At 30.3% G+C, this 26,130-nt stretch carries 25 protein-coding genes; 6 read left to right on the top strand and 19 right to left on the bottom strand.

From position 1 onward, the window contains the following. Positions 1-61 precede the first annotated feature (61 nt). Positions 62-460: a glyoxalase gene (locus ACYU7A_RS13220; RefSeq protein ID WP_460577270.1), complete on the top strand. Its 399-nt coding sequence runs from the start codon at positions 62-64 to the stop codon at positions 458-460. On the opposite strand, the gene hisB is transcribed toward ACYU7A_RS13220, so the two are convergent. The 11 genes from hisB to ACYU7A_RS13165 all read right to left on the bottom strand — a co-directional run bounded on the left by hisB (position 457) and on the right by ACYU7A_RS13165 (position 13,081). Beyond that, positions 457-1,032, bottom strand: a complete 576-nt coding sequence (gene hisB / locus ACYU7A_RS13215; protein ID WP_460577268.1) for a histidinol-phosphatase — start codon at positions 1,030-1,032, stop codon at positions 457-459. The two genes, ACYU7A_RS13220 and hisB, sit on opposite strands and share 4 nt — an antisense overlap. 81 nt (positions 1,033-1,113) lie before the next feature. Next, complete coding sequence (locus ACYU7A_RS13210; protein WP_460577266.1) at positions 1,114-1,614, bottom strand: DUF2231 domain-containing protein; 501 nt, start codon at positions 1,612-1,614, stop codon at positions 1,114-1,116. Positions 1,615-1,739: 125 nt separating this feature from the next. Then, on the bottom strand, positions 1,740-2,468 hold the full coding sequence (locus ACYU7A_RS13205) for a VIT1/CCC1 transporter family protein (RefSeq protein WP_460577264.1): 729 nt from the start codon (positions 2,466-2,468) through the stop codon (positions 1,740-1,742). Positions 2,469-2,513: 45 nt separating this feature from the next. After that, positions 2,514-3,632 carry an efflux RND transporter periplasmic adaptor subunit gene (locus tag ACYU7A_RS13200; RefSeq protein WP_460577262.1) on the bottom strand — a complete coding sequence of 373 codons (1,119 nt, stop codon included), beginning with the start codon at positions 3,630-3,632 and terminating at the stop codon, positions 2,514-2,516. 6 nt (positions 3,633-3,638) lie between these two features. Then, on the bottom strand, positions 3,639-7,970 hold the full coding sequence (locus ACYU7A_RS13195) for a CusA/CzcA family heavy metal efflux RND transporter (RefSeq protein ID WP_460577261.1): 4,332 nt from the start codon (positions 7,968-7,970) through the stop codon (positions 3,639-3,641). A gap of 73 nt (positions 7,971-8,043) precedes the next feature. Further along, a complete protein-coding gene (locus ACYU7A_RS13190) occupies positions 8,044-9,423 on the bottom strand; it encodes a sensor histidine kinase (protein ID WP_460577260.1) in 1,380 nt (459 codons plus the stop codon). Positions 9,424-9,425: 2 nt separating this feature from the next. Further along, positions 9,426-10,094 carry a response regulator transcription factor gene (locus ACYU7A_RS13185; RefSeq protein WP_460577258.1) on the bottom strand — a complete coding sequence of 223 codons (669 nt, stop codon included), beginning with the start codon at positions 10,092-10,094 and terminating at the stop codon, positions 9,426-9,428. Positions 10,095-10,096: 2 nt separating this feature from the next. Continuing rightward, on the bottom strand, positions 10,097-11,422 hold the full coding sequence (locus tag ACYU7A_RS13180; RefSeq protein ID WP_460577256.1) for a DUF3570 domain-containing protein: 1,326 nt from the start codon (positions 11,420-11,422) through the stop codon (positions 10,097-10,099). A gap of 14 nt (positions 11,423-11,436) precedes the next feature. Beyond that, on the bottom strand, positions 11,437-11,649 hold the full coding sequence (locus ACYU7A_RS13175; protein WP_344816404.1) for a DUF4266 domain-containing protein: 213 nt from the start codon (positions 11,647-11,649) through the stop codon (positions 11,437-11,439). Positions 11,650-11,660: 11 nt separating this feature from the next. After that, a complete protein-coding gene (locus ACYU7A_RS13170) occupies positions 11,661-12,647 on the bottom strand; it encodes an FAD:protein FMN transferase (protein WP_460577254.1) in 987 nt (328 codons plus the stop codon). Next, positions 12,647-13,081, bottom strand: coding sequence for a thioredoxin family protein (locus tag ACYU7A_RS13165; protein ID WP_344816402.1), 435 nt, complete (start codon positions 13,079-13,081; stop codon positions 12,647-12,649). Before ACYU7A_RS13165 ends, ACYU7A_RS13170 begins: the two co-directional genes overlap by 1 nt. Positions 13,082-13,275: 194 nt before the next feature. Between ACYU7A_RS13165 and ACYU7A_RS13160 the strand changes: the two genes are divergently transcribed. Next, positions 13,276-15,369 carry an LTA synthase family protein gene (locus ACYU7A_RS13160; RefSeq protein ID WP_460577252.1) on the top strand — a complete coding sequence of 698 codons (2,094 nt, stop codon included), beginning with the start codon at positions 13,276-13,278 and terminating at the stop codon, positions 15,367-15,369. 116 nt (positions 15,370-15,485) lie between these two features. On the opposite strand, the gene ACYU7A_RS13155 is transcribed toward ACYU7A_RS13160, so the two are convergent. Both ACYU7A_RS13155 and fabG read right to left on the bottom strand, forming a co-directional pair. After that, complete coding sequence (locus ACYU7A_RS13155) at positions 15,486-17,522, bottom strand: hypothetical protein (RefSeq protein ID WP_460577250.1); 2,037 nt, start codon at positions 17,520-17,522, stop codon at positions 15,486-15,488. A 19-nt stretch (positions 17,523-17,541) separates the two neighbouring features. After that, positions 17,542-18,288: a 3-oxoacyl-[acyl-carrier-protein] reductase gene (gene fabG, locus ACYU7A_RS13150; RefSeq protein WP_298136317.1), complete on the bottom strand. Its 747-nt coding sequence runs from the start codon at positions 18,286-18,288 to the stop codon at positions 17,542-17,544. A gap of 128 nt (positions 18,289-18,416) precedes the next feature. Here fabG and ACYU7A_RS13145 point away from each other — a divergent pair, with 128 nt between their 5' ends. From ACYU7A_RS13145 to ACYU7A_RS13130, 4 genes are read left to right on the top strand one after another with little or no spacing between them, the layout of a single operon-like run. After that, entirely contained in the window at positions 18,417-18,962 is a 546-nt protein-coding gene (locus ACYU7A_RS13145) for an RNA polymerase sigma factor (RefSeq protein WP_460577248.1), read from the top strand. Positions 18,963-18,985: 23 nt separating this feature from the next. Continuing rightward, entirely contained in the window at positions 18,986-19,252 is a 267-nt protein-coding gene (locus ACYU7A_RS13140; RefSeq protein ID WP_460577246.1) for a hypothetical protein, read from the top strand. 2 nt (positions 19,253-19,254) lie between these two features. Further along, positions 19,255-19,716, top strand: a complete 462-nt coding sequence (locus tag ACYU7A_RS13135) for a hypothetical protein (RefSeq protein ID WP_460577244.1) — start codon at positions 19,255-19,257, stop codon at positions 19,714-19,716. Positions 19,717-19,735: 19 nt separating this feature from the next. Beyond that, the gene (locus ACYU7A_RS13130; protein ID WP_460577242.1) at positions 19,736-20,920 is read left to right on the top strand and encodes a cytochrome-c peroxidase; all 1,185 of its coding nucleotides are present in this window, start codon (positions 19,736-19,738) and stop codon (positions 20,918-20,920) included. A 75-nt stretch (positions 20,921-20,995) separates the two neighbouring features. On the opposite strand, the gene sucD is transcribed toward ACYU7A_RS13130, so the two are convergent. The 6 genes from sucD to ACYU7A_RS13100 form a co-directional block, all read right to left on the bottom strand. Then, on the bottom strand, positions 20,996-21,868 hold the full coding sequence (sucD, locus tag ACYU7A_RS13125; protein ID WP_298177966.1) for a succinate--CoA ligase subunit alpha: 873 nt from the start codon (positions 21,866-21,868) through the stop codon (positions 20,996-20,998). A gap of 119 nt (positions 21,869-21,987) precedes the next feature. After that, positions 21,988-22,350 carry a nuclear transport factor 2 family protein gene (locus ACYU7A_RS13120; protein WP_344816390.1) on the bottom strand — a complete coding sequence of 121 codons (363 nt, stop codon included), beginning with the start codon at positions 22,348-22,350 and terminating at the stop codon, positions 21,988-21,990. Continuing rightward, complete coding sequence (locus ACYU7A_RS13115) at positions 22,350-23,279, bottom strand: UDP-3-O-(3-hydroxymyristoyl)glucosamine N-acyltransferase (RefSeq protein WP_460577239.1); 930 nt, start codon at positions 23,277-23,279, stop codon at positions 22,350-22,352. The genes ACYU7A_RS13120 and ACYU7A_RS13115 overlap by 1 nt, the downstream gene beginning before the upstream one ends. Positions 23,280-23,333: 54 nt before the next feature. Then, positions 23,334-23,900, bottom strand: a complete 567-nt coding sequence (gene efp, locus ACYU7A_RS13110) for an elongation factor P (protein WP_344816388.1) — start codon at positions 23,898-23,900, stop codon at positions 23,334-23,336. A 28-nt stretch (positions 23,901-23,928) separates the two neighbouring features. Then, the gene (gene lpxA / locus ACYU7A_RS13105; RefSeq protein WP_345094515.1) at positions 23,929-24,714 is read right to left on the bottom strand and encodes an acyl-ACP--UDP-N-acetylglucosamine O-acyltransferase; all 786 of its coding nucleotides are present in this window, start codon (positions 24,712-24,714) and stop codon (positions 23,929-23,931) included. 11 nt (positions 24,715-24,725) lie between these two features. After that, on the bottom strand, positions 24,726-26,114 hold the full coding sequence (locus ACYU7A_RS13100) for a bifunctional UDP-3-O-[3-hydroxymyristoyl] N-acetylglucosamine deacetylase/3-hydroxyacyl-ACP dehydratase (protein WP_460577236.1): 1,389 nt from the start codon (positions 26,112-26,114) through the stop codon (positions 24,726-24,728). Positions 26,115-26,130 lie beyond the last annotated feature (16 nt).

Below are 26,130 nucleotides of genomic sequence, written 5' to 3'. Positions count from 1 at the left end.
TAAATATAAATCAACCTCTGTTTTACGACAGAGGTTTTTTTATAACTTTAAATAAAAAAATATGGAAGCAAGAGATATTTCAATTTTAGAATTACGTGGCTCTTCAATAGGAAACATTACTGAGCAATCTTCGTCAGAAGAAATCTTTCAAAACAAGACCTTGAGACCAATATTAAAATTTCAAAATGATTTATTTATTGAAGTTTTTACCAACTATGCTGTAAAGCAAAAAGGCGTTTTCTTCACACTTTCACCTGATAAAAAGATGGCTTATATAGAAAATACAATCCAACGCGATATCAAATTTAGAAACTCGCTAAAAGGAATGGTAATCGGCTTATTCACAACAGAAGAATACAATACTTACATTAAAAATTCCTCCAATTTAAATAAGAGAATGATGAATATGTTGATAGAACGATTGAAAAGTCAAGTGCTTTTACTTGAAGTTGCTAGTTAATATCGGTTTATTTTATTTAAAAACTTATAGATTTTTTTCCAACTTGTAGTTTGTAAAGCAATAGATGCATCTAATTCTTCTCTTTTAGAGTTGATTTCTGTTGCTCCCAATGCTTCATCATTATTGATGAAAATTCCTTTTGCACCAAGGTTTTTGGCAAATTCCATATCGGTTAATCTATCACCTATCATGAAAGATTTTTTTAAATTGTATTTAGGATTATCTATATATTCTGTAACCATGCCTATTCCTGGCTTACGAGTTGTTTTTTTATCTTCTGGATGAGAATCATCAATGAAAACTTTACTGAAAACAATGCCTTCATTTTCGAAAGCTTTCATGATTTTGTTGTGAATATTCCAGAAAGTTTCAGTTGGAAGTGCTTTGGTTCCTAACCCATCTTGATTGGTAACCATTACAATTTCGTAATCTAATTTTCGAACAATTTTTCCTAAATAGCGAAACACTTCAGGGTAAAATTCTAATTCTTCAAAAGAATCTAAAACATAATCTGGTGCTTTTGCTTCTTTAACAATAGTTCCGTCACGGTCTATGAAAAGGATTTTCTTCATAACTTATTTTTTTTTCAAATCTAAATAAAAAAACCGCTTTATCACGACTAATAAAGCGGTTTTTAAAATATAAATGGTTAATTAATCTTCATCTTCTGCAGCTTCACCTCCACTTTGAGTTGCTTCTGTAGTTGTTCCCGAATTTGCTCTAATTTCAGTATGACGAACTTCTCCACCAGTTGTTCCTGTTTGTTTTCCTAAAAAGATTCCAACAGCAGCAATCGTTAATGCTAAGAATGATACTAATTTAGATTGTGAGTGTTTTTTGATATTGGTATACAATCCAGCAATTGAAACTACTCCTAAAAGATATAATACTATGGCTAGTTTTTCGGCCATTTCTTCATGCTCGTGAATGATTTGTTTTCCAACAGAAGGCATGTCTTCTACCATTTCTTCTGCTCCTTCTCCTGTTGCCATACTTATAGCAGCAAAAATAGCTCCTACGATAAACAAGCTATAAGCTGTATTTTTTACAGAATCATTTTTAAAAACAATTCCTGCAATTAAAACCCCAAAACCAAGAATTATTCCAATAATTGGAAAGTGGTTTACTACCATGTGCAAATGTGCGTCGTTCATAATTTAATTTTTTAAGTTTGTATTTAGTTCTATTGGTTAGCCTAAATTAGTCATTTTTTTAAATTTAATTTTTGTAAAATACTTTAAATAAATTACATAAATCTCATATATCTTATGATTAAGTTTTATACCCTAACTCCAAAGATATAGCCTACTAATGCTGATAATACCATTGCAATTGTACCCCAAATGGTTATTCGCAAAATAGCTTTTTTAATACTTGAGCCTCCAGTTTTAGCAGCTATACTTCCCAATACCATTAGAAAAATTATTGTGAAAGCATAGAGCCAATATTCCATATTTTTTATGGGTGCAAAAAGAATAACAAGCAATGGCAATACACCACCAACAGTAAAAGCAGCGCCTGATGAAATAGCAGCTTGAATAGGATTTGCTTGACTTATCTCATTTATTCCTAATTCATCTCTGATATGAGCGCCTAATGCATCTTTCTCCGTGAATTCAATAGCTACTTGCATAGCGGTTTCTTTTTTTAATCCTCTTTTTTCATATATTTGAGCTAATATTTTCAACTCTTCTTCGGGCATTTCAGCAAGTTCTTTTATTTCTCTTTCAATATCTGCTTTTTCGGTATCAGTTTGAGAGCTTACTGAAACATATTCGCCAGCAGCCATTGATAATGCACCAGCAACTAGTCCAGCAACGGTAGCTAAAACAATTGGTTCTCTTGTTGAACTTGCCGCAGCAACTCCAATAGCAAGACTTGAAATAGATATTATTCCATCATTTGCTCCTAAAACTGCAGCTCTTAACCAATTACTTCTATGTATGTAATGACTGTCTAGATAATTATCTATTGTTATTGTTTCCTTTTCTTTTTTAGATTTAATCATCTTTATATATTTTTAGTAATTGAGTGATTGTTATTTATTCTTTTTTTAGTTTATAATATCAAAAACGCCTTTGGTTAATAGTTTTGAATTAGCATTAACTTGCTCATTTGGTAGAATTTCAACAAAATTTTCAGAGGAAGTTCCTTTTTGAACCTGAACCTTTTCAAATGAATATCCTTTTGCATCTTCATTCTTTAATAAAAGTACGAAATATTTCTGGTTTTCAAAGATTAAAGCGTCTTTTGGAATGGCTAATCCTTTTTTAGAATCGGTTATGATTTGAGATTCAACAAACATTCCTGTCAATAACCTTTGTTTGATAGCGTCATCAAGATGCCCATGAACATTAATTGTTCTGTCATTACCTTCAATAGATTTTCCTACCAAATGAACGTCAGCATCAAAAATTTCCTTAGAAGCTTCTGGAACAGTGAATTTTATTTTTTGACCAACTTTGATTTTCAAGATATCTTTCTCAAAAACTGCTAATTCTAAATGTAAATGACTTGTGTCAACAATTTCTAAAATCACATCAGAAGCTGCAATATACATTCCAACATTAGCATTCATGATTACAATATCACCTGAAATCGGAGAGAAAATAGTAACAACAGAAGTTAATTTTCCTTTTTCAACATTGCTTGGATTGATGTTTAGCAAAAGTAATTTAGCTCTTAAACTTTGATACATTCCTTTGGCTCTTCTATAATCACTTTCCGCTTTTAAGTAGTTCTTTTGAGAAGTAATTTTCTCATCATACAACGTTTTTTGTCTTTCAAATTCCGATTTTAAATAGGTGATTTGTTCGGCAACTTCAAGATAATCTTTCTGAATATCAAGAAATTCTGTGTTTTCCATAGTCAAGAGTGGCTGACCTTTAACTACTTTATTTCCAACCAAAAGACTCGTAGCTTTTACATATCCTCCAATAAATGAAGTAATTTTAGCTCTGTTTTGAGGTGGAACATCTATCCTACCTGAAGCTTTTACAGTTACATCAAAATCTTGTTCTATTGGAGTTCCAACTTCCATTGCCATAGTTTTAAATTGATTGGTAGAAATCACAGTTAAACCATCATTTTTGTCTGCTGGAGCTTCTGTTTTGGCATCTTTACATGAAATTAGTAAAGTAGTCGCTGCAAGTATATAAAGTATTTTTTTCATCGTAAATTAGTAATTAAGATAGTGTAAATCAAATTGGGTTTTGTTGTATTGTAACACATTTTCAAGATAATCAACTTGAATTGATGTGGCGTTTTCTAAAGAGGTAATGTATTGAAAAAAATCTATTTCTCCATGTTTATAGCTCATATCCGCTACTTTTATAATTTCTTTAGCCAATTTTTCTCCGTATTCTTTATAGTATTTTATTCCTTCTTCATGCTTGATTAATTCATTTTTCTTTTGTGAAATGAATTGCTCTATTTTGGTTTGTTCGCTTTGTTTTTGTTGTTCCCAACTTTGTAATTCTAAATTGGCAACATTGATTTTAGCTTTTGTGCCTCCAAACAAAATTGGAACTGATAACCCAACTTGAAATCCATATAAAGACTGCGATAAACCATTGTTTTTTCCTTGAAAATATTCTAGATTTATATCTGGCAAATAGTGTTGTTTTTGAAGTTTAGTATTAGATTGAAATGTTTTTGTAATATTCTCAAAATAAGAATTATATAAGTCTTTACTTGAACTTTCAGTTATTGTATTATTTGGAACTAATTTGTCATTTTTAATAATAGTTTTTTCATCAGATTGTAGTAATCCTTGTAGCATTTCGTAATTAGCCAATTTGTCTTTTTCAATTTGCGATAATTTAGTTCTGATTTGTCTAAACTTACTTTGAGCTGTAATTTTTTCAAGGTAATTGGTTTCGCCTAATTCAAAACGTCTATCACTTGCTTTCGAGAAATTTTGATACAAACTATCTAAATATTTGAATAATTTTTCTTGATTTTGATAATAAACAATATGATTATAAACTTTAGCAACCTCATTTGATAATCTATTTTTTGTGATTTCAAAATTTGATTTTTCTCTTTCATATTCAGCAGAATATAATTTCTTTTGAGCACCATAAACCGATGGAAATAAAAATCGTTGTTGTACTCCGAATACTTTTAAAGGCAGATTATTTAAAGCCAAATTGTTTTGATCATAGCTGTAATAAATGTTTGTTTTATCAAATGAGTAAGCCGATTTTATATTCGCTTTAGCTTTATCAACTGATAATTGACCAGCTTTTATGGCTTTGTTATTTTGATGCGCTTTTGAAATTAAACTATCTAATTCAGGATTATTATTTTGTGAAAACGCCAATGACGAACTCAATAGTAACAAAATGATTGTAGCATTGGCATGAATTTTAAACTTAGCTTTTTTACCTTCTTTTTTGTCTAAAAGTTTGTATAAAATTGGAAGTACAATCATGGTCAAAATGGTTGCTGTAAACAATCCACCAATTACAACTGTCGCTAACGGACGTTGAACCTCTGCTCCTGCTGATGACGAAATTGCCATTGGTAAAAATCCTAAAGCTGCAGCAGCTGCTGTTAGTAAAACTGGACGTAATCTATCGGTTGTACCTTTCAAAATTAGTTCGTTTATATCTTTCATTCCTTGATGTTTTAGTTCTTTAAAATGTTCGATAAGTACAATTCCGTTGAGGACAGCGATTCCGAAAAGAGCAATAAATCCAACTCCTGCCGAAATACTAAAAGGTAAATCACGAATCCAAAGAAATAATATTCCTCCAACCGCTGAAAGTGGAATTGCAGAGTAAACCATTAAAGCTTCTTTTACCGAACCAAATGCAAAATACAAAAGAATGAATATTAAAAATAATGCGATTGGAACTGCAATTAACAAACGTGCTTTGGCACTTTGAAGATTTTCAAATTGTCCTCCATAAGTTACATAATAACCTTCTGGTAATTTTATTTTTTCATTTACAATTTTTTGAACATCATTTACAACACTTTGCAAATCGCGGTTTCTAACGTTAATTCCCACAACAATTCTTCTACGAGTATTGTCTCTTGAAATTTTTGCCGGACCTTCTGTATATTCAATTTGTGCCAATTCTTGAAGCGGAATTTGTTCACCATTTGGAGTTGGAACATACAGATTTCTCAAATTATCAATATCTTGACGGTTGGTTTTATCTAAACGAATTACCATATCAAAACGTTTTTCACCTTCAAAGACAGTTCCAACAGTTTTTCCAGCAAAACCAAGTGCTATCATTTCATTCAAGTCGGCAATATTCAATCCGTATCGAGCAATTTTCGAACGATTGTAAACTACGCTCATTTGAGGCAAACCTTCAGTTTTTTCGATAATAATATCGGATGCACCTTCTACATCTGCAATGGCATATTTAATTTGTTGTGCTCTTTTTGCTAATACATTCAAATCTTCTCCAAATATTTTAATAGCAACATCACTTCTAGTTCCTGAGATTAATTCGTTGAAACGCATTTCTATTGGTTGCGTGAATTCGATTTCCATGTTTGGAATTTGCTTTTCTATCTCGGTTTTAATTTTATCTGCTAATTCGTCTTTTGAATCAGCTGAAACCCAATCCCCTTTTGGTTTCAATTTCACAATAATATCTGATTCTTCCATGCTCATAGGATCGGTTGGCACTTCGGCTGCTCCAATTCTACTTACAACTTGGGTAACTTCTGGGAAATTTTTTAGAATAATCTTTTCAATTTTTGTTGTAGTTTCTATTGTTTTAGTTAATGAAGTTCCTGTTTTTAAAACCGGTTGAATTACAAAATCACCTTCATCTAAAGTTGGAATAAACTCGCCACCCATTGTTGTAAAAAGTACAATTGCAAAGACTAATAATGATATTGCTCCATAAATTACTTTTTTGGTATTACTTAAAGCCCAGGTGATTACAGGCAAATACCACGAATTCATTTTGGTGATTAATCGAGAAGAAAAAGAATTTGGATTTTCTTCTTTAGGTTTTAAGAACAATGAAGAAACTACTGGAACATAAGTGAAACAAAGTAGCATTGCTCCTACTAATGCAAAACTGAAAGTCATTGCCATTGGCTTGAACATTTTCCCTTCAACGCCAGATAGTGAAAGAATTGGAATGAAAACAATTAGAATAATCAACTGACCAAAAACAGCTGAATTCATCATTTTGGAAGCACTTTTATAAGTGATTTCGTCAATTTGAATTTGACGTTCTTCTTTAGATAAATTAACTAAATGTCTTGATTTGTGAGCAATTTGAAAAGCAATAAACTCTACAATAATTACGGCTCCATCAATTATAATTCCGAAATCTATTGCGCCTAAACTCATTAAGTTTGCATCAATTCCGAAGATGTTCATGAATGAAATCGCAAACAACAAACATAATGGAATTACAGAAGCAACTACCAATCCTGAACGCCAATTTCCTAACAAAAGAACGACTACAAAAATTACTATTAGACAACCTAAAATAAGGTTTTCTGCTACAGTAAAAGTAGTTTTTCCAACTAGTTCACTTCTTTCTAAAAATGGGTTGATATAAACGCCTTTTGGTAATGTTTTTTCGATTTCGGCAACTCTTGCTTTAACATCACCAATTACTTGCTTAGAGTTTCCTCCTTTTAGCATCATTACTTGACCAAGTACCTTCTCTCCTTCTCCATTTCCGGTAATCGCTCCAAAACGGTTGGCACTTCCAAAACCAATTTGTGCCACATCTTTTACATAAATTGGAATTCCGTTATCATTTTTAACAACAATATTCTCAATATCTTCTAACGATTTTACTTTTCCTTCTCCACGAATAAAATAGCTTTGATTTACCTTTTCAATGTAAGCGCCACCAGCAATACTATTGTTATTTTCTAAAGCATTGAAAACATCAATAGTTGAAATATTCATCGCTTTCAATTTGGATGAATTTATGGCAACTTCATATTGTTTTAAATAGCCACCCCAAGTATTTATTTCTACAACACCTTTTATTCCAGATAATTGACGTTTTACAACCCAATCTTGAATCGTTCTTAAATCGGTTACAGAATATTGATTTTTATATTCGGGTTTAACATCTAAAACATATTGATAAATTTCACCCAAACCAGTTGTGATTGGACCCATTTCTGGAGTTCCAAAACCTTGAGGTATTTTTTCGGAAGCTGTTTTTATTTTTTCTGCTATCAATTGTCTTGGAAGATAAGAACCCATATCGTCCTCAAAAACAATGGTTACTACTGAAAGTCCGAATTTTGAAATAGAACGAATTTCTTTTACGCCTGGCAAGTTTGCCATTTCAATTTCTACTGGATAAGTGATGAATTGCTCAATATCTTGAGTGGAAAGATTTCTAGAAGTTGTAATTACTTGAACCTGATTATTAGTTACATCTGGCACAGCACCAATTGAAATTTGGAATACAGAATATACTCCGAATCCGAAAATTCCTAGTGTAAATAGTAAAACTATTAGTTTGTTTTTTAAGCTAAAGGCGATGATTTTTTCAAGCATTTTCTTTCAATTTTCTTTTAACAAAGATAGTCAATTGATGAAAATTAAAACTTAGTATAAACTTAATATCTAATTAGGAAATCCTTAAATTTACAGAAGTACCTTCCTCTTTTATACTTTTAATATTTAATTCTATAGAAAGCAAATTGCAGAGTCTTTTAACAATTGATAGACCTAGTCCAGTTCCTTTAATTTCAGGATGATTAGAAATATCTGAACGGTAGAAAGAGTTGAATATTTTTTCTAAATCTTCCGCTACAATTCCAATACCATTATCTGAAATACTGCAATAAACGTTCTCCTTATCTTTTTTCAATTCAATATCAATTTTACCGCTTTTATTACTGTACTTTATTGCATTAGATATTATATTACTTAAAATTATTGAAACTAAATAAGTATCTGATTTTATATAATAATCCTCTTGAAAATTGGCAACAATTGTTATCTTTTTTTCTTTAATTTTTTCAGAAAATCTAGCTATTGTATCGAGTATTAGAGAGTTAAGATATACTTGTTCGTTTCTAATATTTTGTTTTTGATTTTCAAAACGTGCTAATAAAAGTAACTGGTCAACTAGATTATTTAATCTATCAACTTCTGTTATGCAAAAATTGATTTTCTCCTCATATTCTTGCTTTTCTCTAGGCTTTCTTATTAATACTTCCATTGTTCCTTTTATTACAGCCAATGGTGTTCGAAGTTCATGTGAGGCATCTGAGGTAAATTGTTTCTCACGTTCAATTGCATTTTCAATTCTATCTAAAAGATTATTTATCGTTTCAGAAAGTGTGTATAATTCATCTTTATTATTTGGAAGTTGAATTCTAGATTTTAAATTATCTCTAGTTATGGTGCTAGATGTTTCAATTATTGAAGTAACTGGTTTAATACTTCTTCCTGCAATAAGTCTTGCAATCAAGAATAAAACAACTAATATTAGAGGAAATGCAATTAAAAGTATTTTCTTTAAATTGGATAATATCATTGTGGCATCATCAAGTGACATTGCTACAATTACATGACCAATTATTTTATTATCATCGACAAGAGGAACCTGAATCTGTCTTATTGGTTTATTATTTAAATAGGTATCAACAAGAACGTTGTCTTTGTCTTTATCATTTAGTTTTAATAAAATTCCTTTAAGATTAGGTGACTTATCAATAAGTTGGTTGTTAATGTCATGAAACTGAACAAATACTGGATTAACATCAACAGTGTTATGTTCTCTTGCCCTCCATTGATCAACTTGTATTAGGTAAGTATTATTTCTATCGATTTCTATTTCACCTAGATGCTTTTTGACTTCATCATTTATATCATCATTTATATGATTATCAACACTATAATAAATGACTTGATAAATTACAATAAATACAAAGGCTATTAGTAAAGCAGTACTAATAATATAATTGAAAGCAATTCTATTTCTGAATGAAAATGTGAACATATTTAATTAATATCATTAGCTATATAGCCTACTCCTCTTATTGTTTTAATGCAATCATTTTCTTTACTTAAGTTAAGTTTTTTTCGAATAGCATTCATAAAAACATCTATTACTCCAGTATCATATTCGAAATGAATGTCCCAAACATCTTCAATAATTTGAACTCTTGTACAAACATTTCCTTTATTTTTTATTAGATAAACCAATAATTCAAATTCTCTTTGAGTAAGAGAAACTTCTTTATCATCAACAAAAACTTGATATTTACTTAAATCAACTTTAATATTTGAAAGTACTAATTGTTTTACTTCATCAATAGTTCTAAAATGAATTTTTATTCTTTCTAATAATTCTTCAAAACTAAAAGGCTTTTTAATATAATCATTAGCGCCAGATTTTAATCCTTCAATAGTTTCTTGAATAGTATCTTTGGCTGTAAGAAAAATAATTGGTGTTTTTGAATCTGTTTTTCTAAATTCTTTGCAAACATCAATTCCAGACATTTTAGGCAACATCCAATCTAACAAAATTAAATCTGGCTTATTTGTAATAGCTAAATCCAAACCTGACAAGCCATCTGATGCCACGATTATTTCATAACTTTCTTCTTCTAAACCTTGTTTTAGAAAATCTGAAATTCCTTTTTCGTCTTCAACAATTAAAATTTTCATTGCTATTGCATTACAAATTTGAATCCTAAACTAGCTATATTTGAACTTAAACCATCACTTCTATCGTAGTGGTTGAATCTAAAATCAATATTTTTTAAACCAAATTTCCAAATTTTTGAGCTCGTAAAAATATCCGTGTAAGATACTCCAAGTCCGTATTGATTTGCATTAAATGATGATAAATCATAATCTGAAGTATAGAATTCTTCTGTTGATAAATGTTTTTCAAACGGAGCAAAATATTTAGATTGTGTTTGTGTATAATAACGATACATTGGAGATACAGTGAATTTATCTGTCAACTTAATTGGCACTTCTATAGAAGCTGTATGCGCTGTAATATCCCAATTATCCGTATAATATCTGTAATATGTTCGAACAACAAATGTTTCATTGATATAGTAATTCCAACGTAAACCAATAGGCAATTTGAAACGAGAACTTGGTAATTTTTCTATGGCATCAGCTAATCTGTAAACTCCTGCATTAGAACTGTTTTCATAATTTGGAACAAAACTTAGATTTCCTACATAATAATCAGGTTTATCTGCAAAATAAATTCTGTGATAAGGTGTTGAAAGTTTACCATCTTGTTGCACTAAATCGAAGAAAATAGAAAATTGTGTTTTCTTAGTAAGTACTTGAGAGAAACTTATTGAAGCTGAATAAGAATTTCGAGCTGTACTGTCCCAAGCAACAAAATTTGGGCTAAATAATGGATTATAACTAGGATAATTTCCATTGCGTAATTCTCCAGGATAAATTGGTCTCCATTGATCTAGATAAGCATTTACCTTTACTGAAACTTCAGAATTTTTATCGTTGAATAATTTAGAAATTCCTCCACCAAAACCTATTGAAGTGTAATCATATTCGTTAGAAAATGATACATCTGCATTCCATATAAAATTTCTATCATTACTACTATGACTATAATTAGCAACTAAAGAAACTAAAGCGTCTTGCTCTGAAGCTCCTGACGAACTTTGCCATGGTGTAGGGTTTTTAGAATCGTAAGGATTAATGTTACTTGATGAAGCTGAAGTGTATGCTGAAATTCCAGCATCAATAGTAAGAATATCATCATCATTCATAGGAATTGCTACAACAATATTAGAAGCAATATCGGTCAATTTTTCAGAACCAATTCCGCCTGAAACTGAAGAATGCAATCCGTCTTGATTGTAATAACTAAGCATGAAATCAACTTCTGTTGACTCTAATACTCTTTTTTTGAAAGTTACTGTACTATCTTTTACCACTTCGGTTTCTTGTGAAAAGACCAAGGCTGAAAAAAGAAAAAATACTATTACTAATTTATTTTGCATGATTTTATTGAAAATTAATTACATCCACAACCACCACCAGATTTTCCTCCATTTGCTCCTGCAGCAGCTTCTCTATAAACTTGAAAAGCGGTTTCATATCGTTCTGAAGATTTTGCTGAAAGCTTCATTTCTGTACTGTTAACTTTAGCTTTTTCATATTGCTTCACTGTATTACATGATTGTAAAACAATTACAGAAAAAACTACTAATGCTATTTTCTTAAACATGGCGTAATTAATTAAGATTTATATTTTTGAATATCAATTCCTTTTGATGTATGTATTTTTCCTTTGTCGTCAACTATAATACATTCTATTCCTTTAAGTTGATTTACTAAATCCAATCCAACATCTATTCCTAATACAAAAATTCCAGTTGCTAAAGCATCTGCTATTTCAGTTTGTTTTGCAAATACAGACACACTAACAATCCCTGTTGCTGGATAACCTGTTCTCGGATCAATGATATGCGAATATCTTACACCATTAAACATTACAAATTTTTCATAGCTTCCTGAAGTTTCCACTGCACTATCTTCAAGTGGAAATGTTGCAAAAACCTTATTTTTATTCATCGGATTTATAATTCCGATTGTCCAAGGCTTATCATCTATTTGTTTTCCCCAAGTATTTATATCGCCAGAAACATTTACAATTCCTGATTTGCATCCTTCATTTTGCAATAATGCCTTTACTTTATCAGCAATGTATCCTTGACCAATTCCTCCTAAACCCAACTTCATTCCTTTTTCTTTCAAGAAAATTGTTTTGGTTGAGTCATTCATTATTATCTTTTCGTAACCAATTTTTTCAACAGAACTTTTAATTGCTTCTTTAGTTGGCATTTCTTTCATGCTGCCATCAAACTTCCAAATTTTATCCATTGAAGCGTATGAAATATCAAAAGCTCCATTGGTTAGTTTTGAAATTTTATTTGCTCTTGTTACCAATTGAAAGACTTCATCATCAACTTTTACAGGATTGATTCCAGCATTTTTGTTGACTTCAGAAATTTGTGTGGTTGGAATCCAATCAGAAATCAAATTCTCAATTCTTTTAACTTCAGCAACGGCTTTGTCAATGAAATAGTTACCTTGAATAGTATCTTTAGCTACTACAGTAATTTCAAACGGACTTCCTAACATTGACAACTTTCTTTTATGCACAATTTGACCAAAAGAATTGATAGTAATTAGTGAAATAAATAGTAATAAGAACTGTTTCATTATTTATTTAATGATTCTATTAGCTTAACATACTCCTCAGCGGTAACGTTTTTAAAACCTGTCATCCCTATAACTTTTCCAGATTTATCTATAAGAACAACAAGTGGAAAATTACCTTCTTTATTATATTTTTCAGATAATTTTTTATTTCCTTCTGCAATTTCTTTTGGCAATTGATTAGCTCGTTTATTTGGAAAATCAGCTCTTAATAAGATTAATTTTTTTTCAGAATATTGTTTAAAAACTTCAGATTTCCAAACTACTTTTTCTAATTTTATACATGGTGCACACCAATCAGAACCTGAAAAAACTAATAATATATTTTTATTTTCTTTAGCTGCTGCTGCTTTTGCCTCTTCAAAATTAGTTTTCCAATCTTGTGAATAGCCAATTGCACTAATGATTAGCATAATAAGAACAATACCTTTTTTCATAGAAGTTTATTTTAAGTACAATTTACAAATTTAATTCAAATCTATAACGCAAAATTATTCATAATATTCATGTAACGATTGATTATTTAGTTTTCTTAAGCGAATTTTAATCTTAAGCTAATATTAAGTTGATATTAAGTTATCCTTAAACAAAATTCAATGTAAATAAAATAGGTTTGTTTAAATTTTTTATAATGCAATTATTCAACAAACGTTCACCAATAATAAATTTAGGGCTTCTTTATTTGTTAGTTAGTTTTATAACAAGAATTATATTGTTATGTCATCCTATAACCCAATCTAGCTTTTCATTTGTTGACATAGTAAAAATATTTTCTTTGGGATTATTATCCGATGTATTTATTTTTATACTATCAAGTTGTTTTCTTTGGATTTACTTATTGTTTTTATCCAATTCTAAATACCAAAAACCTTGGGGTTATATCATTTTTGGATTCCTAATTTTACTTTTATTATACCTTCTATCTGGTAAATCCATTATACATGAATATGGAGGTTCCTTACCAGAAATTGGAATTGCTTTCGTCTCTTTGAAGGCCATTTTATTTGGATTGATGCTTTTTTTACCAAGATATAGAAGTAAAATTAGATTGATATTATTCTCTGTTACTATCTTCATTTTTGTTTTGATAATTATACAAAATGCTGTTAGTGAATACTTTTTTTGGAATGAATTTGGCGTTAGATACAACTTTATAGCTGTAGATTATCTAGTTTACACTAATGAAGTAATTAAAAACATCATGGAATCTTATCCTGTGATTCCTTTGTTTACAGGAGTTGGTATATTAACATTACTTATTACCTTACTTATTGTAAAACGCTCTAAATCATTTTTAAGCAAGTTACCTTCGTTTAATGAAAAAGTCAAATCGTCAATTATTTATTCAATCATTTTTGTTGGAGCAATATTCATAATTCCATTATTATCAAAACAAGAAACATCTCATAACGTTTTTGCCAACGAATTGCAGTCCAATGGTATACATCGTTTTTATTTAGCCTTTATGAATAGTGAATTGGATTATAATAAATTTTACAAAACATTACCTGATGATAAAGCTTTTGCGACTATTGAAAAATTAGTACCTGGAATTTCTCAAAATTTTTCAACAAGAACTATATCAAGTTTAAATCCTGAAAACAGAAAAAATGTTGTATTAATTACAATTGAAAGCTTGAGTGCAGATTTTTTGAAAGCTTATGGAAATGATCAAAGTATTACTCCTTTTCTAGATAGTTTAGCAAGTCATAGCTTGCAATTTTCAAATCTTTATGCTGTTGGAAATAGGACCATTAGAGGCTTAGAATCAGTTACATTATGTCTTCCTCCTACTGCTGGAGAAAGCGTTGTAAAAAGAAAAGACAATAAAAATAAATTTTCAACCGCATCTATTTTTAAAAATAAAGGATATCAAGTTAACTTTCTTTATGGAGGTGATGCTTACTTTGATAATATGGAAGATTTTTTCGGAGGAAATGGTTATAAAATAACTGACAAAAAAACTTTAAAACCAGAAGAAATTACATTTTCAAATGTTTGGGGAGTTTGTGATGAGGATATGGCTAAAAAGGCAATACAAGTGATGAACGAAGAATCAAAAACTGGAAAACCTTTCTTCAACCACTGGATGACCGTTAGCAATCATCGTCCTTTTACTTATCCTGATGGAAAAATAGATATTGATTCACATTCTAAATCTCGTGAAGGTGGTGTAAAATATACCGATTATGCATTGAAACAATTTTTTGAAATGGCTAAAAAACAGTCTTGGTTTAAAAATACAGTCTTTATAATTGTTGCAGATCATTGCGCATCGAGCTCTGGTAAAACACAATTACCATTAGATAAATATAGAATTCCAGCATTAATTTATTCTCCTGGGTTTATTCAACCTGCTGTTTATAATAAAATGGTCTCACAAATTGACTTAATGCCTACATTATTTGGTTTGCTAAACTTTAATTACAAAACCAAATTTTTTGGACAAGATGTTTTGAAAACAGATTATCAACCTAGAGCACTCATCGCAACATATCAAGATTTAGGATTGCTGAAAGACAATGTTTTAACCATTCTTTCTCCAAAACAAAAAGTAAAACAATTTAATCTAAAATTAGAACCCAAAGATAATGTAGCTGCAGATTTTCAAATTCACTACGAACAAATTCCAATTGCAAAAGAGAATACAAAGTTGGTTAATGAAACTATTTCATACTATCAAACTGCAAGTTCAATATTAAAGAATAAGAAGTACGAAAAATAAAAACTCCACAGTACATAGAATTGTATTTGTGGAGTTTTAAAAAGAGTTAAAGTCTAACTTAACTATTACAAAGATATAGCTCATTTTTATAATGGCTATACGTAGTTTTACGTGTTTTACAACAATCCGTTATATTTTCTAATAAACCATTCTGCAGCAAGTGAAATCGCAATTAAAACGAGTAGCCAAATCCAATCAATGAAAGGCGTTTTCTTTACAATATCTTTCTGAATGGCTTTATAATCTTCGTTTTCAAGTAATATTTTAATTAAATCATCTACTTGATTTGGAACAAAAACAGCACCTTTTGTTTGTAAAGCCAATTGTTTCAATTTAGCCATATCCGGATTTACGAATTGCTTTTCGATATCAAAATCTAATATTTCGAAAGTACTTGAATAACTTGAATTTGAATTAAGTTCTTTTACAGTAAACGAATATTGTCCTGCTGCCAAACCATCAAGATTTACTTTGAAACTATTATTCGTTTTTAGCAAATCGTAGCGTTTTACTTGTTTTGTTTTAGAATTTGTTACAGCAATTGTCAAACGAGCTTTCTCGTCAAATTCATAATTTTTATTGAAATATTGTGCCGTTATTTCTAAAGCATCACCAGAATTATAAAAACGTTCGTGATTCACAATAAGTGATTTTTTAGAGTCATTTGAAGCTAAAAATTGAATGGTTTTATCTAAAAAAACATCAAACTCTTCAAATGATTTTTTCTCAATAAAACTATGTGCACGCCATTTCCAAATGTTTTCTCCCATCAAAAAAGCACTTCTCCTACCTTGATTATCCGAAAAAGCTAGTAATGGCTGATTTGTTTCTACATTTCTAATTCTTGAAGATAAAAGAACGGTTACATTTTCATTAGGAGTTATAGTTCCATAAGCATTCTCAAGTGGTGGAAAATTTTCAAAACCAATATTTTCAGCAGCAAATAAATTAAAATCTGAACTAAAATTTGCTAGAAAATCTTCTTTCTGAGATGACATTCTAAAGCTTATTTGATTTTGTTGCAGATTTAAAAATCCAAAATCGGTGTTATTACCAGTTATAATCCAAGTATTTATTTTTAAATTTTTATTAGATTCAAATACTTGTTTAAATTCAGCATTTGGCTGAAATAAAACCAAAACATTATACTTGTTTAAATCATTGATTTTATTAGGTTTAAGAATAGTTACTTTACGTTGTGCATTAGTTTCAATACCTCGTTTTAAAGCACCTATATCAGGATGATTTATAGAAGAAATTATAGCTATTTCTGTTTTCTGATCGATGATTTCTACAGCAAATTTCTTTGAATTATTGTAAGTGTTTTTTTCAGATTCGTTAGATGAAATTCTTGCGTTAAAAATTTGCAAACCTGTTTTATCTGCAGGCAATAAAATATTTAAAACTGCCGATTTATTTGATGGAGAAAATGAAATACTTTGCTTATTTAAAACATTATTTCCTTGAGAAATAGCAAAATTAGCTGTTACCGATTTCGTACCTGCATATTGAAGAAATACTTCCACAGGAAATTTATTCTTATGAAAAGCATATTTATTAACGTTTATCTGACTTATTTTTAAATCTAAATAAGTAGTTGTATCTCCAACAACCAAAGGATAAACTTTATTATTTGCATCAAAACTAAAAACATAATCCGAGCCAGAAGTTTGATTTCCATCAGAAATTAAAACCGTTGGAAAAGAAAGATTTTTATTGATGCTTTTTAAGTTTTTTGCAACTTCATCAAGATTAGTTTGTTTTCCTTTAAAATTTAACTCATCTGCAGATTCAATAGGTTGAAATTCAGAATCAAAACTATAGGTTTGAACATCAAATTTATCTTTCAGTTTTGAGTTAGAACTTATTTTTTCATAAAGTTCTTTTGCAACTTGATTCGCTTTTAAATCTACAATTGAACTTGAATTATCCACTACAATTGGCAAAGGAGTTTTTACAGTTTCAAAAGTACTTCTGCTCACAATTGGATTTATTAATAAAAGTAATAAACCAAAAACAGAAAGAAAACGTAAAAAAGCTAAGAGTTTAGTCGTATTGGACTTACTCTTAGCTTTATAAAAATATTGAAAATAAGACAAACCACCAGCTACTATAACTGACAAGATTATTAATACTAAAGTGGATTTGTTCATTTTTTAGATTAAAATAATTTTATGTTAACATTCCTCCATCAACATTAAGTACTTGTCCTGAAACATAAGCACTCATGTCAGATGCGAAGAAAAGACAAGCATTAGCTACATCTTCTGGAGTTCCTCCACGTTTTAAAGGAATAGAATCTCTCCAACCTTGAACCACATCTTCGTTTAGTTTTGCAGTCATTTCGGTTTCAATGAATCCTGGAGCGATTGCATTACAACGAATATTTCTTGAACCCAATTCTAATGCAATAGATTTAGTAAAACCAATCATTCCCGCTTTTGATGCAGCGTAGTTAGCTTGACCAGCATTTCCTTTCACTCCTACTACACTACTCATGTTTACGATAGAACCTTTTCTATTTTTCAACATTACTTTTTGAACTGCTTTAGTCATATTGAAAACCGATTTTAAGTTGATTTCGATTACTTTGTCAAAATCCTCTTCGCTCATTCTCATCAACAAATTATCTTTTGTAATTCCGGCATTATTGATTAAAACATCAATGTTTCCAAATTCTGCCATAACATCGTCAACTAATTTTTGAGCTTCATTAAAATCTGCTGCATTTGATTTATATCCTTTTGCTTTAATTCCTAAAGCTGATAATTCATTTTCTAAAGCCAAAGCTGATTCAGCAGATGAACTGTATGTAAAAGCTACGTTTGCTCCGTGTTGTGCAAATACTTTTGCAATTCCGCTACCAATTCCACGGCTAGCACCTGTAATAATAGCTACTTTTCCTTCAAGTAATTTCATAAAAGTTAGGTATTTTGTTTGTCTATTAAATAAAAGCCAAATATAAGACTAATTTACTATTTCTAAAATATTAGAGTACATTTAAACCTTTTTAACAAGTTTAAGTCTTAAAGTGATACTTTAAAATAATGAAGAGCAACCAAAGCGATTTTATTGCCATTTACAACCAATATAAAGTATTGGTTTATAATGTTGCGTTGCATTACCTTCAAAATGTGGAAGATGCAGAAGAAATTACTCAAGATGTATTTGTTCAAGTTCACAATTCATTAGATTCATTTAAAGAAAATTCATCACTCAAAACTTGGATTTACAGAATTACAATTAACAAAAGTTTAGATTTTATTAAGCATAAAAATAGTGTAAAGCGCTTTTTCATTTTTGGAAAAAAATCAGAAAATGAAAAGGAACTCGAAATTCTATCCAATTTTGAACATCCCGGAATTGATTTGGTAAACAAAGAAAATGCAGCAATTCTTTTTAAAGTAATCAATGAATTAACTGAAAATCAGAAAACCGCTTTTATTCTATCAAAGTTAGATGGATTGAGTAATACGGAAATTTCTGAGATAATGAATGTTAGTATTTCATCCGTTGAATCGCTTGTTTTTAGAGCAAAAACAACTTTAAAAGAAAAATTGAGTAATAAATTTGAAAATTACCGCAAGAAATAAAAAACAATTTCGTCTAAATAATTATGGAAAGAGAAGATTTTATAAATAAAGTTTTAAAAAGTGTTGATGGAATAGCCAAAGCGACTCCAAGTGATACTATTTTTCTAAAGATTGAAAAAGAAATTAAGGAAACAACAATTTCAACAAAAGTATTGTGGCTAGTGGCAGCGTCAATTGTGGTTTTAATTTCATTTAATATAATGCTATTGAATGGTAAATCTAATTCCAATGAATCTGAAATAGCTAGTTTAGAACATTCAATAAATAAAAACAATCAATTATATAAGTAGTTATGAATAAGACTAAAGTATTAGTATTTGCAGTAATTGCATTAGTAGCATTAAATTTTGGAATTCTTGGATTTCTATTTTTGTCAAAGAATAATGATGAACCAAGAGGAAGAAAAATGCCTAGAGAAATTGTAATTGAAAAACTTCATTTTGATGAAAATCAAATTGAAGCTTATGATAAAACAATAAAAATACATCAAGAAGATATTAGAAATTTAGATGATTCGATTAGAAGTACTAAAAACGAATTATATCAGTTATTAAATTCTGATACTATTGATTCTGTTCAAAAGGACAGTTTGTTTTTGAAATTAGCTAATTATCAAAAACAAATTGAAACTACACATTTTAATCATTTTCTAGAGATAAAAAAACTATGCAAAAAAGAGCAATTGTCGGATTATGAAAATTTAACAGAAGAATTAAGCAAACTGTTTTCACACCCCAGAAGACCTAAACAATAAAAAACCAAAACAAATCAATATGCTAAAAAAAACCATTGCCTTGTTAGTAATTGCTACATCATTTTCTTGCGGAAGTGATAATGATAACCAATATGTTCCAGTTGAAACTTATTCAAATGTTACAACTGCATTTGGAAATAATATCAATTTATCTAATCTAGCAAATTATGCCAATCAAACAGTACCTTCCTATATTACAAAAAGTAATGTTGGTTCTAATTTGATTACAGATAAAGGCGCTACTTTAGGTCGAGTTTTATTTTATGATAAAAAGCTTTCTTCAAATAATACCATTTCATGTGCAAGTTGTCACCAACAAGCTAATGCTTTTAGTGATGTTGCAGTTGCGAGTCAAGGAGTAAACGGAACAACAGGAAGACACTCAATGCGATTAATCAATAATCGTTTTGCAAATGAAGCAAAATTCTTTTGGGATGAAAGAGCAATTAATTTAGAAACACAAACCACAATGCCTATAAAAGATCATGGTGAAATGGGTTATAGTGGTACTAATGGTGACGAAGCTTTTTCAGGATTAATTACAAAATTATCTGCAATTGGTTATTATAAGGAATTGTTCAAATTTGTTTATGGAACCGAAGAAATTACTGAAAACAAAATGCAATTAGCTTTAGCTCAATTTATTAAAAGCATACAATCATTTGATTCTAAATATGATGCAGGAAGAGCCTTAGCAGCCAATGATGGGCAACCATTCTCAAATTTTACTGCACAAGAAAATCAAGGAAAAAATTTATTTTTATCGCCTCCTGTTTTTAATGCAACTGGAAGTAGAACTGGTGGAGGTTTAGGATGTGCTGGTTGTCATGCCGCTCCTGAATTTGATATTGATCCAAATACAAGAAATAATGGAATAATTGGAACTATAAGTGGTGTTGGAATTGACATTACTAATACTCGTGCGCCATCTTTACGAGATTTAGTTAAAACAGATGGAACCACAAATGGTCCTATGATGCATACAGGAGTTATTACAACTTTACAAGCGGCTGTTGGACATTATGGAACTATTAACTTAGCTCCAGGAAATACTAATTTAGATCCAAGATTACGTCCAAATGGTTTTGGTCAACAATTAAATTTAACGGCTCCAGAAGTTAATGCTGTCATAGCATTCTTAAGAACACTTTCTGGAACAAATGTTTATGTTGATAGTAAATGGTCTAATCCTTTTTTGAATTAAATTATTAAACTACTTAAATAAAAAAGAGCTTTCAGTTATTGAAAGCTCTTTTTTTATCTTTAAACGAGATTTAAATTATCCCATTACTTCTTTTACTTTTTTACCAATTTCAGCTGGAGAATCTACAACGTGAATTCCGTTTTCTCTCATGATGCGTTTTTTAGCTTCAGCTGTATCATCAGCACCACCAACAATTGCACCTGCATGACCCATTGTTCTTCCTTTTGGAGCAGTTTCACCTGCAATGAATCCAACAACTGGTTTACGGTTTCCATCAGCTTTAATCCATTTTGCAGCATCAGCTTCAAGTTGACCTCCAATTTCACCAATCATAACGATACAATGAGTTTCTGGATCATTCATTAATAATTCAACAGCTTCTTTAGTAGTTGTTCCAATGATTGGATCACCACCAATTCCGATAGCTGTAGTAATTCCCATTCCTTGTTTTACAACTTGGTCAGCGGCTTCGTAAGTTAAAGTTCCTGATTTAGAAACGATTCCAACATTACCTTTTTTGAAAACAAAACCTGGCATGATACCAACTTTAGCTTCTTCTGGAGTAATCACTCCTGGGCAGTTTGGACCAATTAATCTACAATCTCTGTCTTTTATGTATGAATACGCTTTAATCATATCTGCAACTGGAATTCCTTCTGTGATGCAAATAATTACTTTAATTCCTGCATCAGCAGCTTCCATAATAGCGTCAGCAGCAAAAGCTGGCGGAACGAAAATGATTGTTGTGTCTGCTCCTGCTTGTTCAACAGCATCTTTTACAGTGTTGAAAACTGGTCTGTCTAAATGTGTAGAACCACCTTTTCCTGGAGTAACTCCACCAACAACGTTTGTTCCATATTCAATCATTTGAGATGCGTGAAAAGTACCTTCACTTCCTGTAAATCCTTGAACTATTATTTTTGAATTCTTGTTAACTAAAACGCTCATATTATGTTTTTTTATTTAGTTTTATTGTTTGTGTTGCAAAAGTATTAAAAAGTGTTCAGTATTCAGTGTTCAGTATTCAGTTTTTTTTCTACTTATTTGCAAATTTTATATATATGATTTTATGAAAATTGACTCATTTGATAACCTCGATATAATTTTCCATCTTTCACTTCCCAAATTACAAAAAAGTGTGCTAAAAGCATTTCTTCTCTAGGATTTTCAATTGTTTTTACAAAATGAGAATAACGTACAGAAACCATATTTCCTTCTTCAACTACATGTGTAATTCTCATTTTAGAACGAACGTAGGCTTTACTCAATTCATCAGATAAATTAAGTACATCTTGCTTTTTCATTTGAACAAAACCTTTACTACTGTTCCATTCGATGATTAAATCTTCGTGCAGAAATTCAGTAACTTCTGATTTATGTAAAAGCAAATCATTTTTATAAAAATCCAATACTAATTGTTTTGCTGTCATTACTTTAGATTTTTTATTATTTCTGGGATACGTTTTATATTAGCTAATTGTTTCAGTTTTTCACGTGATTCTTCAATTGGCGTTCCAAAATAGGACTTTCCGCCTTCTATTGATTTTGTTACACCAGTTTGACCAAGAACTACAGCCTTTGCTCCTATTGTAATTCCACTTGTGGTTCCAACTTGTCCCCAAAGTGTTACTTCTTCTTCAATAATAACACAACCTGCAATTCCGGTTTGGGCTGCTATTAGACATTTTTTACCAATTACAGTATCGTGTCCAACATGAACTTGATTGTCAATTTTTGTGCCTTCTCCAATAGTTGTATCACCTGTTACTCCTTTGTCTATAGTGCAAAGAGCTCCAATTCCAACATTATTTTCTATAACAACTCTTCCTGCTGAAAGTAATTGATCAAAACCTTCTGGACGTTTTTTATAATAAAATGCATCTGCTCCAAGAATTGTTCCTGCTTGAATAATTACATTATCACCAATGATACAATTATCGTAAATTGAAACATTAGAATGAATGATACAGTTTTTACCAATTTGAACATTATGTCCAATAAAACAATTGGGCTGAATTACTGTTCCGTCACCAACTATTGCAGAATTCGAAATAGAAACATTTGCAAAAGTAAAAGGTCTAAAGTGATTGGTTAATTTATTAAAGTCTCTAAACGGATCATCAGAAATTAATAATGCTTTACCTAATGGACATTCAACTTCTTTGTTAATTAAAACAATTGTTGCAGCTGATTGTAATGCTTTATCATAATATTTTGGATGATCTACAAATACTATATCGCCTGAAGTTACCACATGAATCTCGTTCATGCCATAAACAGGGAAATCATCGGCACCAACATATTGGCAACCAATGATTTCTGCAATTTCTTTAAGAGTATGTGTTTTTGAAAACTTCATATTTTTAGTGTTCAGTATTCAGTGTTCAGTTTTACCTGATTTTGTTCACTAAAATTATTCTTTTACACGTTCCATATAAGAACCTGTAGCTGTATCAATTTTGATTTTATCACCTTCATTAATAAATAAAGGAACATTTACAGAAGCACCAGTTTCTACTTTTGCAGGTTTAGTAGCATTTGTAGCTGTATTTCCTTTAACTCCTGGTTCAGCATAAGTAACTTCAAGAACAATTGAAGCTGGCATATCTACAGAAAGTGGCATGTCAGTTTCAGTGTTAATTTGAACCATTACATTAGTTCCTTCTTTCAATAAATCTGGAGCATCTAAGATTTTTTTATCTAAAGTAATTTGCTCATAAGACTCAGTATTCATGAAGTGAAATTGATCACCTTCAGCATATAAATACTGAAATGTTTGAGTTTCAACACGAATGTCTTCAATTTTGTGACCTGCAGAAAAAGTATTATCTAAAACTTTTCCGTTAGTTAAACTTTTTAATTTAGTTCTAACGAAAGCAGGACCTTTTCCTGGTTTAACGTGAAGAAATTCGATAATTTTATAAATATCGTGATTGAATTTAATACATAATCCGTTTCTAATATCTGATGTAGATGCCATTTTTATTGTTTTTAATTTTTATTTTTAATTAATAAGAACCTGAATAACCTTTCATGATTCCGCGAGATGAGTTTCTTATAAAATCTAATATTTCGTCACGTTCTGGAGATGCAGCCATTTCGGCTTCAATTATTCCAACAGCTTGTGAAGTATTGTAATTTTTTTGATATAAAATTCTATAAATATCTTGAATTTCTCTAATTTTTTCAGAAGTAAAACCTCTTCTTCTTAAACCAACTGAGTTGATTCCAACATAAGACAAAGGTTCCTTTGCTGCTTTTGTATAAGGAGGAACATCTTTTCTAACCAATGAACCACCAGAAATCATGGCGTGATCACCAATATGAATAAACTGATGTATTGCCGCTAAACCTCCAATAATTGCATAATTACCAACAATAACGTGACCTGCCAAAGCAACTCCATTAACAATAATTGCATTATCTCCAATATGACAATCGTGAGCAATGTGAGCTGTTGCCATAATCAAACAATTTTTTCCAATTTTAGTTTGACCTGAAGCTACAGTACCTCTATTAATTGTAACACATTCTCTTACAGTAGTATTATCTCCAATTATTGCAAGTGATTCTTCACCTCCAAATTTTAAATCTTGTGGAACTGCTGAAATAACTGAACCTGGAAAAATATTGCAATTTTTACCAATTCTTGCTCCTTCCATTATGGTAACATTAGAACCAATCCAAGTTCCTTCTCCTATTTCAACATTATTGTGAATAGTTGTGAAAGGATCAATTACAACATTTCTTGCAATTTTTGCTCCTGGATGTACGTATGCTAGTGGTTGATTCATACTTTATATTTTTATTGCTTTTTAGCTATTTGTGCCATTAATTCAGCTTCTGCAACTAACTTTCCATTAGCATAAGCATTGGCTTGCATGTGACAAATTCCTCTTCTAATTGGTGAAATTAAATCACATTTGAATAATAAGGTATCTCCAGGCAACACTTTATGCTTGAATTTTACATTATCAATTTTCATAAAATAAGTAAGGTAATTTTCTGGATCTGGAACAGTACTTAATACTAATATTCCTCCTGATTGAGCCATAGCCTCAACAATTAAAACTCCTGGCATAACTGGTGCATCTGGAAAATGTCCAACAAAGAAATTTTCATTCATTGTAACATTTTTCATACCTACCACATGTGTTTCTGACATTTCAATAATCCTATCGATTAATAAAAATGGTGGTCTGTGTGGTAAAATATTCATAATTTGATGAATATCCATCAATGGTGGCAAATTCAAATCATAACATGGAACATGATTTTTTTGCTCAATCTTAATGATTTTTGATAATTTTTTAGCAAATTGTGTATTTACAAAATGTCCTGGTTTATTTGCTATAACTTTACCTTTAATTCTAATTCCGACTAAAGCCAAATCACCTACAACATCTAATAATTTATGACGTGCAGCTTCGTTTGGATAATGCAACGTTAAGTTATCAAGAATTCCATTTTCTTTTACAGAAATTGAATCTTTTCCGAATGCTTTTTTAAGGTTTTCCATTGTATTTGCAGAAATCTCTTTATCTACATATACAATAGCGTTATTTAAGTCACCACCTTTAATTAAACCATTATCTAATAAACTTTCTAACTCGTGAAGAAAACTAAAAGTTCTACAATTGGCAATTTCAGTTTTAAATTCTGAAAGACTTTTCATTGTAGCATTTTGAGTACCAAGAACTTTGGTTCCAAAATCAACCATTGCAGTTACTTGATAATCATCACTTGGCATTACAAGTATTTCGCTTCCTGTAGCTTCGTCTGCGAAAGAAATAACTTCTTTTACAACATAATACTTACGTTCAGCATCTTGCTCTTCTACGCCTACTTTTTCAATTGCTTCTACAAAATACTTTGATGAACCATCCATAATTGGTGGCTCAGAAGCATCTAATTCTATAATTGCATTGTCAACATCACAACCTACAAAAGCAGCTAAAACGTGCTCTGAAGTTTGAATCTTAACGCCCAGTTTTTCTAAGTTGGTACCTCTTTGTGTATTGACTACATAATTAGCATCTGCTTCAATAATTGGACTTCCTTCTAAATCAACTCTTACAAATGTAAAACCGTTGTTTATAGGCGCAGGTTTAAAAGTCATTTTAACTTCTTTTCCTGTATGTAATCCAACACCTACGAGTGAAATTTCACTTTTGATGGTTTTTTGCTTAACCATAATATTCAATCTAGTT

The organism is Flavobacterium koreense (assembly GCF_054776075.1).
The sequence above is the reverse complement of the archived record's forward strand: the minus strand, read 5'-3'. Positions and strand labels throughout refer to the sequence as shown.